Genomic DNA, 15,406 nt, shown 5'->3' with positions numbered 1-15,406 from the left:
CGGTCACAGCCTGTCGCCTTGCGCAAGTGCTTGTAATCAAGCGGACAATCTGGTGTTGTCACACCCTGATTGCGTCCTGCCTGCATGGCTGGGACCGAGGGGTATCAAAAGTGTCCGAAGACGACCTGCCCGCGGGAGCGGGCAAGCGCGGTGTCAAGCCGTCCGGCAAGCCAACGCTGAAGACCATCGCGCAAATGACCGGGTTTGCGGTCACCACAATCTCGCGCGCCCTCAACAATGCGCCGGAACTGTCACAGGATACGCGCGACCGCGTGCAGAAAGTGGCCGCCGAGGTGGGATATTTGCCCGACCGCGCCGCGCTGCGCCTGAAAACCGGACGCACCAATGTCATTGCTCTGGTGCTGGAGCCCGACGAGCAGATCTATGGCTTTGGCAGTTCGATTGTGGGCGGGCTCACCGAAGCCCTGCGCGGCACTGCCTATCACCTGGTCATTACCCCCTTGTTCCGCAATGTGGCGCCCATCGAGCCAATCAAGCACATTGTCCGCAACCGCATGGCCGATGGGGTGATCTTTTCCAAATCCGAAGCCTTCGATGAGCGGACGCGGTTTCTCATCGACAATGAGTTTCCCTTCGTCAGCCACGGTCGCAGCAAATGGCCCGACGCCCATCCCTGGGTCGATTTCAACAATGAGGCCTATGCCTATGGCGCCGTACAGCGCTTGATCGCCAAGGGGTGTCGCAAGGTTTCGATTGTGCTGCCGGACAGCGCACTGACCTATACCGAGCATCTCAAAGCGGGGATGGCGCGGGCGGCACTCGATGGCGGAATCGACCATGAGTTCGCCGCTGACGTCAATCTGGGCAGCGCAGCAGATGCCATCCGCAGCTATGTTATCAAACGGTCCAGGCGACCGGACGGGCCCGATGGCTGGGTATGTGCCTCGGAAGTCTCGGCACTGGCCGTCATCAGTGGCATCACCGAGGCCGGGCTCAAGGTGGGCCGGGACGTGCATGTGGTGACCAAGCAGTCATCGCAATTGTTTGCCCAGTTCCAGCCCGGTGCCGAAACGGTATTCGAGGATTTTATCGGCGCCGGCCGCCTGCTGGGCTCATTGCTGTTGCGGCGCATTGGCGGCGCGACTGATGCATTGCAGGCGCTGGTCGAGCCGGTGTTCGACTGGAAAGACTGAAGCCTAGCCTTCCAGTTCCTCGCGCAGCAGTTCAAGCTCCATCCAGCGCTCTTCTGCCTTGGCGCGCTTGGCCTCGGCAGCGATCAGATCCTGGGAATGACGGGCAAAAGCATCGGGATCCCTGGTGTAGAGATCGGGCGCAACCAGTGCCGCATTGATCGCGGCAATACGGACCTCAAGCTCCTCGATCTGCTTGGGCAGTGTTTCGAGCGCGTGCTTTTCCTTGAACGACATTTTGCGCTTGGCCGCTGGCGCGGTCACGGCAATGGGCGCCATGGCGGTCTTGCCCGGGCGGTGCGGCTTGGCCGCGCTGCGCGCCTGAACGCCTTCGCCACGCTGGATCACCATGTCGGAATAGCCACCGGCATACTCGGTCCAATCACCATTGCCTTCGGCAATGATCACCGAGGTCGCGACACGGTCGAGAAAGTCGCGATCGTGGCTGACAACGATAACGGTACCGGCATATTCGGCGACCATTTCCTCAAGCAGATCAAGCGTTTCCAGGTCAAGGTCGTTGGTCGGCTCATCAAGCACCAGGAAATTGGACGGCAGCGACAGGGCCCGGGCCAGCGCGACACGGGCGCGCTCGCCACCCGACAACTTGCCGATCGGCGTATTGGCCTGTTCGGGGTTGAACAGGAAGTCCTTCATATAGCCCACGACATGTTTGGGCTGACCATTGATCTGCAGCGTGTCGGAGCCTCCACCGGTCAGCGCGTCACGCAACCTGGTATCAGGGTCGAGCTTGGCACGGCCCTGATCGAGCATGGCCAGTTCGAGCGCCGAGCCCAGCTTGATGGTACCCGTATCGGGCTTGAGCATGCCGGTCAGCATCTTGATCAGTGTGGTCTTGCCAGCCCCATTGGGGCCGACAATGCCGATCCGGTCGCCGCGCAGCACGCGGGTGGAAAAATCGGCGACTATGGTGCGCTCACCATAGGTCTTGGAAATATTTTCCGCTTCGACAACCAGGGCGCCGGAGGTACGGCCTTCGGAAACCTGCATATTGACCGAGCCGGTGACCTTGCGCTGTTCACGCCGATCCTGCCGCAACCCCGCCAGACGCTCCATCCGGCCGACATTGCGCTTGCGGCGCGCCGTCACGCCATAGCGCACCCAATGTTCTTCGCGCACAATCTGGCGGTCGAGCTTGTGCCGATCGCGCTCTTCTTCTTCGAGCACCTGATCCCGCCAGGCCTCAAAATGGCCAAAGCCCTTGTCCAGGCGCCGCGTGACGCCGCGATCAAGCCAGACGGTGGAGCGCGTCAGATCGCTGAGAAACCGCCGGTCATGGCTGATCAGCACCATGGCCGAGCGCATGGAATCGAGTTCGGACTGGAGCCATTCAATGACCGGCAGGTCGAGGTGGTTGGTCGGCTCGTCGAGCAGCAGGATGTCGGGCTTGGGTGCCAGCACACGCGCCAGAGCGGCGCGGCGCGCTTCACCACCCGACAGCGTCTTGGGATCTTCGGCGCCGGTCAGCCCGAGCGAGCTCAGCAGGTATTGCGCGCGATACTCGTCATCCCCTGGCCCCAGGCCGGCTTCGACATAGTCGAGCGTCGTGGCATAGGCGGACAGGTCGGGCTCCTGCGGCAGGTAGCGCAGGGTGGCGCCGGGCTCAACAAACCGCAGCCCGCTGTCGAAGGCGACCTCGCCCGAGGCGATCTTGAGGAGCGTTGACTTGCCCGAACCATTGCGGCCCACCAGCGCGATGCGCTGGCCGGGCGAGACAATAAGATCGGCCCCCTCAAGCAGCCTTGTGCCGCCGAAGGTGAGTTGAATATTCTGAAGCGAGAGAAGGGGTGCTGGAGCCATGGGGCGGATAGAGCATAGGCCGAGGATAAAGGGAAGGCTGACGGTGGCCGCGCTTGGGGCGCCAGCAAAATAGGCTGGTCAGGGTGTTGAGGACCCTGACCAGCCCGGGGAGACGGTAGCAGCAAGCCCCGTCATGGCAGCGCCGCTAGGATCGGCAGATCCTGCTGGATCAACCCATGCTGCGCGATGACCGGAGACAACCACATTATAACTTGACTGTCAAACTCATCTTATAGGTAACGCGCTAATGCGCCGTCTCGGTCACCAGATCGAGGGCCGTCAGCCCGAGGCGATCACGAATCGAGCGCTTCTTGCTGGCGAGATCGGCGATGGTGTAGCTTGCCAGAACTTCAAAGAAGGCACCCAGCGCTTCGCGCAAGGCCCCGTTAAGATCGCATTCGCCAATCAACGGGCAATCGGCACCGTCCTCAAAACACTCCGCCAGGGCGAAATTTTCTTCCGTCAGGCGAATGGTGTCCAGCAAGGTGATCTCATCGGCCGGCTTACCCAGCTTGATCCCGCCATTGCGGCCACGCACCGTGGCCAGAAGGCCATTTTCGACCAGGGGTTTGATCAGTTTGAACAAGAACAGTTCGGAAATATTGTAAGCACGCGCAATGTCGGCCACACGGCTCAGGCCGGGCTCATTGACGGCACAATAGACCAGGGCACGGATCGCGTAATTGGATTGGCGGGTCAGGCGCACGTTTGGACCTTTCTGGAGACACCTTGCGCGATTAAGAGCGCAATAGTCCTAGCTTCGAACTCGGACAGGCGTGATTGATGCCTGTGCCCAGCTTATAATCATTCTAAAATATGTCAACTTAACTTGATGACGTCATTCATATTTGTGAACAGCGGCAAACTCTGGACAGCGCTTTAAATTCTTCTTATGAACTTAACCGTCGGAGGAACAGCCATTGTGACAGAAACAATAACCCGCGCGAGGCTTTCCGAGGCCGCGGCCCGGCGGACAGGATCGAGCAAAGCCGATGTTGCGGCGGTGGGCGAGGCGATGTTTGCCTTGATGCGGAAAGCCCTGATGGAGGGCGAAAACGTCAAGCTGACGGCGTTTGGTTCATTGCAGGTGCGCGAGCGCGCCGAACGGCTGGGGCGCAATCCCCGCACCGGGACGGCGCACCGCATTTCGCCCCGCCGCACGGTGATCTTCACCCCGAGCGCCCAGCTGCGCGCGGCGCTCGACAAGAAAACACCGTAAAGCCATCGCGGTCGCTGCGTTCTCGTCCCCTATTTCTGGCGCACCAACGCGTCCTGAGGGGTCTAGCAATGCACAACATTGCGCATCATTTGCCCCTCAAACAGGCAGAGCAAGTCGCGCGGGCCGCCGCGTCGTGGTGACGATAAAGGTCACGATGAAGGTGGCGCTCATCAGCAGCACGATGGTCGGCGCCGGCGCCGAGTCGATGAAGAAGCTGAGATAGATGCCAGCCAGGGAGCTCAATACCGAGATGGTGACCGCAATCAGCATCATCGGCGCGAACCGTTTGGAAATGAGAAAAGCGATGGCGCCGGGGGCGACCAGCAGGGCAATCACCAGCACGATTCCGACGGCGGTGAGCGCCGCAACAATGGTCAGCGACAGCAACACCAATAGTCCATAATGCAGCACGCGTACCGGCAGGCCGATGGCGCCGGCCTGTTGCGGATCAAAGATGAACAGCAGCAGATCGCGCCATTTGGCCAGCACGATCAGGGTGACGACCAGGGCAATCATGCCGGTCTGGATCAGATCGCCCGTGCTGATGCCCAGAATGTCACCGAACAGGATGTGGTCGAGATGCACATCGGTCTCGATCGAGGTGTAGAGCACAATGCCCAGACCAAACAGGCCCGAAAACACCACGCCCATGACGGTGTCTTCCTTGATGCGGCTGTTTTCCTTGAGGAAACCCACCGCCAGCGCGCAGCCCATGCCGGCGGCAAAGGCGCCCACCCCCAGCGGCAGGCCGACAATATAGGCCAGTACCACGCCGGGCAGCACGGCATGGGAGATGGCGTCGCCCATCAGCGACCAGCCTTTTAGCACGAGGAAACAGCTCAGCAGGGCGGTAGGCACCGCGACCATGACGGCGATGAGCATGGCGTTGGTCATGAAGGGAAACTGGAACGGCCAGAGCGCGGAGATCAGGAACTCGTTCATGGCGCGACCTCGCCGGCGACATTGGCGTCGCGGCGGCGCCGGGCAGCCAGCATGCCGTGTTTGGGGGCAAAGACGAAGGCAGTAAGGAAGACCGCCGTCTGCAGCACGACGATGACGCCGCCGGTCGCACCATCGAGAAAGAAGGAAATATAGGCGCCAAATAGCGCGGAGAGCGTGCCCACCGCGATGGCAATCAGGATCAGGCGCGGGAAGCGGTCGGTCAGCAGATAGGCGGTGGCGCCGGGCGTCACCACCATGGCGATGACCAGAAAGGCGCCGACGGTCTGCATCGCCGCGACGGTGCAGGCAGCAAGCAGGGTGAAGAACACCACCCGCAGCAGCGGCGGATTGAGACCGATGGTGCGGGCATGGCTCTCGTCAAAGAAGGTGACCATCAGGTCTTTCCAGATGAAGAACATGACCACCAGCGTCACCACCGCAATGATCACCAATTGGATGGTGTCCTCGGGGGTAACAGCCAGGATATTGCCCATAACGATGGTCTGGATGTTCACCGAGGTGGGCGACAGCGAGATCATGAACAGACCCAGCCCGAAAAACGCGGTGAAGATCAATCCGATGACGGCATCTTCCTTGAGCTTGGTGCGCTGGGTGAGAAACAGCATGGCCGCCGCGGCAAGACCACCCGAGAAGAAGGCGCCGATGGAGAAGGGCAGGCCCAGCATGTAGGCGCCGGCTACCCCTGGGACGATGGAATGGCTCAGCGCATCGCCGATCAGCGACCAGCCCTTGAGCATCAGATAGGCCGATAGGAAGGCGCAGACGCCGCCAACCAGCGCCGAAACCCACATGGCGTTGATCATGTAGTGGTAGTGGAACGGCAGTAGCAGCGTCTCAATCATTGCTGTCGACCGGGTCAGACTGGCGCGTGGTCATCTTGCCCTTTTCGCCATACATGACGAGCGGCCGCTCGTCGTCGGTGATGACGGTAAGGTGGCGCGGATCGTCGTCATCATGCAGGCCGGCGCCGGCCAGCACGAAGTGGCGCAGCGCGCCACCAAAGGTGACTTCAAGCCATTCGCGGGTGAAGATTTCACTGGTCGGACCGGAGGCCAGCACGGTGCCTTTGACCAACACGGTGCGGTCGCAGAATTCAGGGACCGAGCCAAGATTGTGGGTGGAGACCAGCATCACCTTGCCCTCGTCGCGCAAGTCGCGCAGCAGGGCAACAATGGCATCCTCGGTCTGCACGTCAACGCCGGTGAACGGCTCGTCAAGCAGGATGACTTCGCTCTGCTGGGCCAGCGCCCGGGCGAGGAAGACGCGCTTCTTTTGGCCGCCGGACAGTTCGCCGATCTGGCGATGGCGGAATTCGAGCAGGTTCACGCGCTGCAGCGCCTGGGTAACCATGGCGTGGTCATCAGGTTTGGGCCGGCGCAGCATCCCCATATGGCCATAGCGGCCCATCATCACCACGTCTTCCACCAATACCGGGAAATTCCAGTCGACGTCTTCGGACTGTGGCACATAGGCGACGAGGTTTTGCTTGAGCGCCTGCCTGCCGGGCAGTCCCAGGATATCAACCGTACCGCCAGCCAGCGGCACAAAGCCCATAATGGCCTTGAACAGGGTGGACTTGCCCGAGCCGTTGACCCCCACCAGAGCGGTGATCGAGCCACGCGGAATGGTGAAGCTGGCCTGCCTGATGGCGGTGGTGCCATTGCGATAGGCGACCGTGATGTCACGGACAGCCAGACCGAGAGCAGTGGTAGCGCTCATGGTGTGAGGCCCTCGACAATGGTGCTGGTCGTGACCGAGAGCAGATCGAGATAGGTCGGCACCGGGCCGCCCGGTTCAGACAGCGAATCCACGTAAAGCATACCACCATAGGCAATGCCGGTTTCGCGGGCGACCTGCTGGGCCGGCTTGGGCGAGATGGTGGATTCCGAGAAGATTGCCGGCACGGCATTGGCCCGAACCTGGTCAATCACGTGGCGCACCTGTTGCGGCGTGCCCTGCTGGTCGGCGTTGATTGGCCACAAATAGAGTTCCTTGAGCCCGAAATCACGCGTCAGATAGGAAAAGGCCCCTTCTGAAGTGGCGAGCCAGCGGCGTTGCTCGGGAATGGCGGCGATGGCTGCGCGGATCGGGGCGACGGTGGCGGTGATCTCGGCGGCATAGGCCGCAGCATTGGCATTGTAGGTCTTCGCGTTGGCCGGGTCGGCGCTTACCAGCGCGGCCCGAATGTTCTCGACATAGATGAGCGCGTCGGTGGGCGACATCCATGCATGGGGGTTAGGCTTGCCAGCGTAGGGGCCATCGCCAATGCCCATGGGCTCAATGCCAGTGGTGATGACGACCGAGGGCACATCGCCCAGATTGGCCAGGAACCGCTCGAACCACTGTTCAAGATTGAGCCCGTTCCACAGGACCAGGTCCGCATCCTGGGCGCCGATCAGATCGCCTGGGGTGGGCTGGTAGTTGTGGATCTCGGCGCCGGGCTTGGTGATCGAGACCACATCCGCCGCGTCGCCGGCTACGTTCTGCGCCATATCGGCAATGATGGTGAAGCTGGTGATGACCTTGAGGCGACGGGCGTCCCCATCCTGGGCCAGGGCAGGCAAAGCTGCCAGAATGACCGCGGGCAGCAACAAAATCGACAACAGAAGACGACGCATCAAACACTCCGGGGCAATCCAGCCTTTGTGTGTAATGCAATTGCAACTCATTCGCAAGAAGCGTCTCGCGCTTTGGGAGGCCGACTCAATTGGCGCGTTACACAAAGGATGCGCTCAATCACCCAATGTCCGAGTTCAAAGAGCGCATCTCTGGTCCTTCTGATGGGGCCAGAGCCTACGTCAGACTGGATTAGGCGCAGGGGCAACGTCACGTCGTATAGAAAACGCGTCAGTCAGCACACGATTTGCTAATTCCACATACTATATTATTTATATTAATTGTTTGACGTCGGTAATTCGTCGGGCTAAGTGTTTTGTCCAACAAATAGACAGAGCGGCAGTGACACGGGGTCTGGGGGCAGATTTGGTGAAAGTCGACGGTGCCGACAGCATCGCGGTGATACGTACGGCACCCTCTGCCGTTGATGTGATCGTTGCTAATATTCGCAATCTGATTTCCGATGGCGGCCTCCGCGTCGGCGATAGCCTGCCGACGGAACGTGAGCTTTGTGAACGGTTTCAGGCCAGCCGGAATACGGTGCGCGAAGCCATGCGCATCCTCAAGGCCTATGGCATGGTTACGGTGCGGCCCAAAGTCGGCGCGACCATTATCGATGATCGCATGGAGCGGGTTTTTGACCTGTTCTCGTTCAATACGCTGGAAATTTCGCGCAAGAGTTTTACCGACATCCAGGGGTTTCGCAGCCTGATCGAAGTAGTCTCGGTGGACCATATCTTCGATAATGTTGGACCAGAAGACACCGCCGCGCTTCGCGAAATCAATGGTCGCCTGCGCCACGTCCATACTATTCCCGAAGCATCGGAAATCGACTTCCAGTTTCACCTGCGGCTGATTTCGGTGCTCAACAACCGGGCCGTGCACGACGTCTATCGCATGATGAAGCCGGTGATCATCCGCATCATAGAAAAGGGCAAGTCGCGGCAGGATTTCGCCGAGGGCACCTATAGCCAGCATCTGGCCATTATCGAGGCGATCGAGGCGCGAAACCGCATCAGTTACCAATACGCGCTGCAGTTTCACCTGCAGCTCGGGTTCAATAATTTCGACGATTTGGGTGAGGAGAGCGCCTGATTGTCAGGCGTCTGGAGGGGCGCGAGGAGGAATGGGAGGGCCGCGCGATTTAGGAGAACCGCGCCGCCTGATCATAGCGTGAGATACGCTTTATAACGGGAGGACGACATGAAGTTTCTAAGTCTCGCAACACTGGCGGGCGCCAGCCTGCTTGCATCGACCAGCCTGACCATGGCCGGCCCGGAGATCGTTTCCGGTCCCGGCGTTGACCCTGCCTGCTTTGCGGCGTGGGATGCCGACACCAAGTTCATGCAGTGGCCGGCCGCCGAAGGCCCCTATCGCATCGCCGTTGTGAACGGCTTTGTGGGCAATACCTGGCGCATCCAGATGATCAAGACCGCCAAGGCCTATGCCGAGGACCCGTCGGTCAAGGACAAGATCGCCGAGTTCAAAGTGGTCTCGACCGGCACGGACGCTCCGGCACAGCTGGGCGCCATCGAAGACTTCATCAACCAGGGCTTTGACGCCATCATCACCATCGCTGTTTCGCCCGACGGGTTCGACCGCGTGATCCGCCTCGCTGACCGCGAGAACGTGGTGCTGGTGCCGTTCGACAATGTGCTCGACACCGATGCGGTGATGCAGGTCAACGAAGACCAGACAGAGATGGGCCGCCAGTGGGCGCAGTTCCTGATCGACGAGCTGGCTGCGCAGGGCGTGACCGGCGGCAAGATCCTCGAAGTGCGCGGCCTGGCCGGCAATTCGGTGGACCGTGACCGTTCGGCCGCCATCCATGCTGCGTTCGAAGCCACCGGCGGCGATTGGGAAATCGTTGAAGTGGTCGGCAATTGGGATGACGGCACCGGCCAGAAGGTGACCGCCGACGCGATTGCCGTGCATGGCGAATTTGCCGCCGTGGCTGCACAGGGCGGCACCACGGGCGTCGTCCAGGCGCTGATCGACGCCGGCCACAAGATGGTCCCCATCGCCGGCGAATCCGAGAACGGCTATCGCAAGCAGCTGGCCAATCTCTCGGGCGATGGCCTCAAGGGCATCTCCATCGGCCAGTCGCCAGGCCTTGTTGCCATTTCCATCAAGGCCGCTATTTCGGCGCTTGAAGGCAATGTCATGCCGCAGCTGATCTCGGTTCCGCTGCCGGTCGCCACCTATGACCAGCTCGAAGACGGCGTCAACTACTGGTCCGATCTGCCGGACAACTTCTTCACCGTGAACGAATTCCCGCCCTGCGGCGTGAATATTTCGGGCCCGGCGATCATGTCCCAGAGCGAAGCTGACGTGAGCTAAACGTCCTCGGAAAGGCGGCGCCGGCCCCTTACCGGCGCCGCCACATGTCTTACGTGACCACCCAGGAGCCAATCGGTTTTGATTCTCAAAACCGCCGCTCCAGGTCTTATTTGCCTCGCTTCCGAACCGAATAGGTGGCGTCCACTTATTCTGGAAGCGCTCTAGTTGAAGGGCTAACAAGCCATGTCCGACCGCCCTCTCGTGCAGCTCAGCGGCATTTCCAAATTCTTTTCTGGCGCAAGGGCGCTCGAAAACGTCGATTTCTCCTGCCATAGCGGCTCGATCCATGCTGTCCTGGGGGAAAATGGCGCGGGCAAATCGACCCTGATCAAGATCATTTCGGGCGTGCTGCGGCCCGATACGGGGATTCTCAATCTCGATGGCGCGCCGATGGAATTTGCCAATCCGGCCGAGGCCAGCGCCGCCGGGATTGTCTGTATTTTCCAGGAACTTTCGCTGGTGCCCGACCTGACGGTCGCGGAAAATATTTCCCTCGCCACGCCGCCGCGCCGCTTCGGACTGATCGATGCGCGCGCCCAGCGCCAGCGCGCTGAAGAGCTTCTAGCGCGGATCAAATGCGAGGACGTTGACCCCAATGCCATGGTGCGCGACCTGTCGCTGTCGCGGCGGCAGATGGTGGAGATTGCCAAGGCGTTGGGCAAGAATCCGCGCCTGCTTATTCTCGATGAGGCCACATCGGCGCTGACCAGCCGCGATGTAGAAACCGTCTATGGGCTCCTGGCTGATCTCAAGGCGGACAATGTCGCCAGCCTCTTTATTTCCCACCGGATGCACGAAGTCGAACGGCTGTGCGACACACTGTCGGTGTTTCGCAATGGTCAGCATGTGGAGACCTTTGCCAAGGGCGCGCGCAGTGACCGCGACATTGTGCGGCTGATGATCGGGCGCGAAGTGGATGCGCATTTCCCGCCCAAGCCGGTGACAGGGAAACGAGCGCCTCATCTCGTCGTGGAGCAGTTGCGCTGGGAAAACCGGCTCAAGGGCGCCAGCCTCAATGTGGGCAAGGGCGAGATCGTCGGGCTGGGCGGGCTTGATGGGCAGGGGCAGAAGGAATTGATGCTGGCCCTGTTCGGCGTGTTGAAGGGCGTTGAGGGGCGTGTCGCGGTCGGCAGCACATCCGGAGTGCCCGGCTCGCCGGCCGTGGCCAAATCGGGGCGCAGCCGCATTGCGCTGGTGCCCGAGGATCGCAAGACCGAAGGCCTGATGCTGCCTATGTCCATCGCAGACAATCTGCTGGCAGCGTCCTATTCCAAAGTGTCGCGCGGGCCGTTTATTGACCCGGCGCTGGAGCGACAGGCAGTTGCGGATGGCATTGCGAAATTGCAGATCAAGATCGGGCGACCCGAAGATGCGGTGGCGACGCTTTCGGGTGGCAACCAGCAGAAGGTGGTTATCGCCAAATGGCTGATGACCGATCCGGAACTGATCCTGCTCAATGACCCGACGCGCGGCATTGACGTGGGGACCAAGCAGGAAATCTACCGGCTAATGCGCGAACTGGCCGACGAAGGACGGGCGATCCTCTTTTACTCGACCGATTATGCCGAGCTGATCGGCTGCTGCGACCGGGTGGCCGTCATGTATGACGGGGCCATCGTCACCGAGCTTTCGGGCACGGAGATCAATGAGGAGGCGATCATCGCCGCGTCGCTCAATATCGATGCCACAGAGCCTCTGGCCGGAGCCAGCGCATGAATAGTCTCCTGTCCAGCCTCGCCATTTCCATGCGGCAGAACCGGGGCTTTTATGGCGCCCTGTTCCTGTTGAGCGCGCTTTACCTGCTCTACAATATCCTCCACCCGCGCGGCTTTTCGAGCGCGGTGTTTGTGCAGAATGCCAATGAATCGGTGGCGATCGTTTTCGTTGCCATGGCCCAGACCATTCCGGTGCTGATGGGTGGGCTCGACCTTTCCGTCGGCGCGGTGATGACGCTGGCCTCGTGCATTGCCTCGGTGCTGGTCAATGGTTCGCCCCTGCAGATCGTCTTCGGCATGATCGTCACGCTGGCCTCGGGCACCGCCTTCGGCTTCGCCAATGGGTTGATCATCGTCTATGGGCGGCTGCAGCCGATTATCGCCACGCTGGCCACCGGCGCCATCGCCATGGGCCTCGCGCTCTTCATCCGGCCCAAGCCGGGCGGCGATATTGATGGCGATCTCAACTGGGCGCTGACCAATTCGCTCTGGGATTTCGTCGATACCTATCAATTGTTCGATCCGGACGCGCCCTGGTTCCAGCCAATTGCCTGGATACCAACGCCATTCCTCATCATCATTGTCGTGGCCGTTGTGGTCTGGATCCCGTTCCGGCGCACGGTCACCGGACGGACCATCTATGCCATCGGCTCGGCTGAGGGCCCGGCCTATATGTCGGGCCTGCCGATCAACCGCGCCAAGATTGCCGCCTTCACCCTCTCGGGCTTTTTCGCCTCGTGCGGCGGGCTTTATCTGGCCATCCAGACCGCCTCGGGCAATGCCGACATCACCCAGGCCGGTGCCTATACGCTCAATTCCATCGCCGCCGTTGTGCTAGGGGGCACTTCGCTTTTGGGTGGCATTGGCGGGGCCATTGGTTCGCTGATCGGCGCGCTGATCCTGCGCGTCATCTCCTTCTACTTCCGCATCCTGTCCATCGACCCGCTGCTGCAGCCGCTGGTCGAGGGTCTGGTTCTGCTCGCAGCGGTCAGCCTGGGCGCCATTGGCGTGCTCCGGGTCAAGAACCGCCTCGATCTCTTCCGCTAGGGAAATTTGGCCATGTCACTTTCGTTCGCCAGTCTCAAACCGGAAGACAAGCCGGTCCTCATCGCCTCGGGCTTCGTGCTGGTCATCCTGCTCGTCGGCACCGTCTATACGATGGCCACGCAGGGCAGTGCGCCGCTGCTGTCGCCCAATTACCTGCTGCAGCAGTTGCAGACCGGCTCTTTTCTCGGCATTGTCGCGGCCGGAATGATGATGGTCATCCTGCTCGGCCATATCGACTTGTCCATTCCCTGGACCGTTGCCGCCGCGGCTATGATGGCGACGACGGTGGGCGGGGACATGGCGCTGCCCACCGGCATCGCGGTCGGTATAACGGTCGGGCTCGTCAACGGGCTGGGCGTGGCCTATCTGCGCATCCCCTCGATGATCTTCACCCTCGGGGTGGATTCCGTGCTGCGCGGCTTGATGGTCTGGCACACGGGCGGCTTTGCCCCGCAGGATCAGGCAACGCCCATCATGCGCTTCCTCGCCGCTGACAAGATCCTCGGCATTCCCGTCGCCATTTTCGTCTGGGTCGCGGTGTCCCTTGTCATCGTGCTCATCCTCGGGCGCACCGCCTTTGGCCGCGCCGTCTATGCGACGGGCAATCGCGAAGGCGCCGCCTATCTCTCGGGCATCCGCACCCGCTGGGTGATCGTGGGCGCCTTTGTCATCTCGAGCGTCTGTGCCGCCATGGCCGGCATCCTCCTCGCCGGTTATTCGACCAAGGCCTACCAGGGTATGGGCAATGCCTATCTGCTGCCGGCCATCGCGGCAGTCGTCATCGGGGGCACGCGCATTCTCGGCGGCCAGGGGCGCTATGCCGGCACGGTCGTCGGCGTCACTCTCATCGTGCTGCTCAATTCGGTCCTCTCAATTATGCAGATGCCCGAGGCCGGGCGGCAGGTGATCTATGGCTGCGTCATCGTCGGGATGCTGCTGGTCTATGGCCGGGGCAATAAGGTGGTTTCATGAGTTCCAAAACTGGAACCAACACTCTGCGATATTGAACCGAAACCAAAAATCAGGGTGCTACTTTTCACCCTAGCCTTTAGAGCCATGAAACTGGAGTACTCGCCCTCGCGAATGACGCCTCTGCCATTGACCCTATGACATCCCTCACCAGCCGCTAAAATGACGCACGGCCGGACGGCGGTGTACGGGATGGCCGTTTGGCCGGCACAAGGGTAAACTCGGGCGAACGATGGATAGCCAAACCCTTCCTTCCGGTGGTTGATGAAGTCGGGTCGGATCCCGGGACTTTTGCAAAGGTCAGCACTTTCTGGAGTTGCGGTCGCGCAGAAATTGCGCAGACCTTGACTCGACCACACTAGACATTCACCTAGAACCTCTTGATCGACGTCGAGCCGCAACTTCAGGCAATTTAATGGTAAAATCAAAGCGACAGGCCGCGGGCACGCGGCCGACAATGATGGATGTGGCAGCGGCAGCCGGCGTATCTCAGGCGACGGTCTCGCTGGTGCTCAGCGGCAGTAAACTGGCGCGATTGACCGATGCGACCCGCCGACGCGTCATGGAAACGGCCGAACAGCTCAACTACAAATTCGTGCGTCGCGGTCCGAGAACGACTGGCCAGGCGACCATCCTGTTCATTGCCGACGAGGCATCGACGGATCCCTGGATGTCATTGGCCTTTGAAGGCGTGCGCGACAAGGCCCTCGATTTTGGGGTCAACGCCCTGATGGCGGTCAGCCATGCCGACGCCGATCTCGAGACCAGCATCCTTTCGAGCCTGAGGGACCAATCGATCCTGGGCATTGTCTATGGCACTATTCTTACTCGACAGGTCGGCCTTCCGGCGGCCTTTGGAGCGCATCGGACGGTTCTGGTAAATTGCTACGATGAACAAGGTGCGCTCCCGGCCGTACTGCCGGCAGACCTGCTGGCCGGCCGGGTGGCGACCGAACATCTGATCGGGTTGGGCCGGCGGCGCATCGGGATGATCAATGGGCAACAAGGCCTGGACAATCCACGGGACCGGCTGCGAGGCTACAAGCAGGCGCTGACGAGCCACGATCTCGCTTTCGACGCTGCATTGGTGAAGCCGGGCAATTGGGAGCCGTCATCGGGCTATGCCATGACGATGGAACTCATGGCGCAGGACAATCCACCGGATGCGATTTTCTGTGCAAACGATCTGATGGCGATGGGGTGTTTCGAAGCGCTGAAACAGCTGGGCCGGAAAATTCCCGAGGATGTTGCGGTGGTCGGTTTCGACGATCGCGAAATCGCCCGCTTCCTGCATCCGCCGCTCACCACCATGGTGCTGCCCCAATATGAAATGGGGCAGACCGCGGCGGAATTGCTGCTCGACAGCGCTGGGGGCCTGACCACCGGACCCAATCGCATCAAGGTCGAGTGCGAGCTGATCCAGCGTGGGTCGACCCTGGGCGCCAAGCAGCTTGCCGGTGTGGCAGAGCCGGCCGAGTAGAGCATTTCCAGCAAGAACTTGGAGACAGCTTTTGGTCGGAAAACGCGACAGGCAAAAAATTGGATCATTTCACCGTTTCAACGAA

Annotated in this window: 14 protein-coding genes; 8 read left to right on the top strand and 6 right to left on the bottom strand. The window is 60.9% G+C overall.

Going from position 1 to position 15,406, the window contains the following annotated elements; all coding sequences use genetic code 11:
* Nucleotides 1-110: 110 nt before the first annotated feature.
* The gene (locus ABFY71_RS04830) at nucleotides 111-1,154 is read left to right on the top strand and encodes a LacI family transcriptional regulator (protein WP_305582954.1); all 1,044 of its coding nucleotides are present in this window, start codon (nucleotides 111-113) and stop codon (nucleotides 1,152-1,154) included.
* A gap of 3 nt (nucleotides 1,155-1,157) precedes the next feature.
* Here the strand turns inward: ABFY71_RS04830 and ABFY71_RS04825 are convergent, their stop codons facing one another.
* Together ABFY71_RS04825 and rirA are read right to left on the bottom strand one after the other, a co-directional pair.
* The gene (locus ABFY71_RS04825; RefSeq protein ID WP_347944912.1) at nucleotides 1,158-2,972 is read right to left on the bottom strand and encodes an ABC-F family ATP-binding cassette domain-containing protein; all 1,815 of its coding nucleotides are present in this window, start codon (nucleotides 2,970-2,972) and stop codon (nucleotides 1,158-1,160) included.
* Between the two features lie 244 nt (nucleotides 2,973-3,216).
* Nucleotides 3,217-3,678 carry an iron-responsive transcriptional regulator RirA gene (gene rirA / locus ABFY71_RS04820; protein WP_305582958.1) on the bottom strand — a complete coding sequence of 154 codons (462 nt, stop codon included), beginning with the start codon at nucleotides 3,676-3,678 and terminating at the stop codon, nucleotides 3,217-3,219.
* 216 nt (nucleotides 3,679-3,894) lie between these two features.
* Here rirA and ABFY71_RS04815 point away from each other — a divergent pair, with 216 nt between their 5' ends.
* The gene (locus tag ABFY71_RS04815) at nucleotides 3,895-4,191 is read left to right on the top strand and encodes an HU family DNA-binding protein (protein WP_347944911.1); all 297 of its coding nucleotides are present in this window, start codon (nucleotides 3,895-3,897) and stop codon (nucleotides 4,189-4,191) included.
* Nucleotides 4,192-4,287: 96 nt separating this feature from the next.
* On the opposite strand, the gene ABFY71_RS04810 is transcribed toward ABFY71_RS04815, so the two are convergent.
* The 4 genes from ABFY71_RS04810 to ABFY71_RS04795 are packed head-to-tail and all read right to left on the bottom strand — an operon-like array spanning nucleotide 4,288 to nucleotide 7,772.
* On the bottom strand, nucleotides 4,288-5,133 hold the full coding sequence (locus ABFY71_RS04810; RefSeq protein WP_347944910.1) for a metal ABC transporter permease: 846 nt from the start codon (nucleotides 5,131-5,133) through the stop codon (nucleotides 4,288-4,290).
* Nucleotides 5,130-5,996, bottom strand: coding sequence for a metal ABC transporter permease (locus ABFY71_RS04805; protein WP_347944909.1), 867 nt, complete (start codon nucleotides 5,994-5,996; stop codon nucleotides 5,130-5,132). Before ABFY71_RS04805 ends, ABFY71_RS04810 begins: the two co-directional genes overlap by 4 nt.
* On the bottom strand, nucleotides 5,989-6,873 hold the full coding sequence (locus ABFY71_RS04800; protein ID WP_347944908.1) for a manganese/iron ABC transporter ATP-binding protein: 885 nt from the start codon (nucleotides 6,871-6,873) through the stop codon (nucleotides 5,989-5,991). Before ABFY71_RS04800 ends, ABFY71_RS04805 begins: the two co-directional genes overlap by 8 nt.
* The gene (locus tag ABFY71_RS04795; RefSeq protein ID WP_347944907.1) at nucleotides 6,870-7,772 is read right to left on the bottom strand and encodes a metal ABC transporter substrate-binding protein; all 903 of its coding nucleotides are present in this window, start codon (nucleotides 7,770-7,772) and stop codon (nucleotides 6,870-6,872) included. Before ABFY71_RS04795 ends, ABFY71_RS04800 begins: the two co-directional genes overlap by 4 nt.
* 367 nt (nucleotides 7,773-8,139) lie before the next feature.
* Here ABFY71_RS04795 and ABFY71_RS04790 point away from each other — a divergent pair, with 367 nt between their 5' ends.
* The 6 genes from ABFY71_RS04790 to ABFY71_RS04765 all read left to right on the top strand — a co-directional run bounded on the left by ABFY71_RS04790 (nucleotide 8,140) and on the right by ABFY71_RS04765 (nucleotide 15,321).
* Nucleotides 8,140-8,865, top strand: coding sequence for a FadR/GntR family transcriptional regulator (locus ABFY71_RS04790; protein WP_347944906.1), 726 nt, complete (start codon nucleotides 8,140-8,142; stop codon nucleotides 8,863-8,865).
* 108 nt (nucleotides 8,866-8,973) lie between these two features.
* The gene (locus ABFY71_RS04785) at nucleotides 8,974-10,110 is read left to right on the top strand and encodes a sugar ABC transporter substrate-binding protein (RefSeq protein ID WP_305580098.1); all 1,137 of its coding nucleotides are present in this window, start codon (nucleotides 8,974-8,976) and stop codon (nucleotides 10,108-10,110) included.
* A 183-nt stretch (nucleotides 10,111-10,293) separates the two neighbouring features.
* Nucleotides 10,294-11,826, top strand: coding sequence for a sugar ABC transporter ATP-binding protein (locus ABFY71_RS04780; protein ID WP_347944905.1), 1,533 nt, complete (start codon nucleotides 10,294-10,296; stop codon nucleotides 11,824-11,826).
* Nucleotides 11,823-12,872, top strand: coding sequence for an ABC transporter permease (locus ABFY71_RS04775; RefSeq protein WP_347944904.1), 1,050 nt, complete (start codon nucleotides 11,823-11,825; stop codon nucleotides 12,870-12,872). The genes ABFY71_RS04780 and ABFY71_RS04775 overlap by 4 nt, the downstream gene beginning before the upstream one ends.
* A gap of 12 nt (nucleotides 12,873-12,884) precedes the next feature.
* On the top strand, nucleotides 12,885-13,844 hold the full coding sequence (locus tag ABFY71_RS04770) for an ABC transporter permease (RefSeq protein WP_347944903.1): 960 nt from the start codon (nucleotides 12,885-12,887) through the stop codon (nucleotides 13,842-13,844).
* 412 nt (nucleotides 13,845-14,256) lie between these two features.
* Nucleotides 14,257-15,321 carry a LacI family DNA-binding transcriptional regulator gene (locus tag ABFY71_RS04765; protein WP_347944902.1) on the top strand — a complete coding sequence of 355 codons (1,065 nt, stop codon included), beginning with the start codon at nucleotides 14,257-14,259 and terminating at the stop codon, nucleotides 15,319-15,321.
* Nucleotides 15,322-15,406: the final 85 nt, after the last annotated feature.

Source organism: Devosia alba (assembly GCF_039938915.1).
Classification (GTDB): Bacteria; Pseudomonadota; Alphaproteobacteria; order Rhizobiales; family Devosiaceae; genus Devosia; species Devosia alba.
This window is presented reverse-complemented; position numbering and strand designations above follow the sequence as displayed.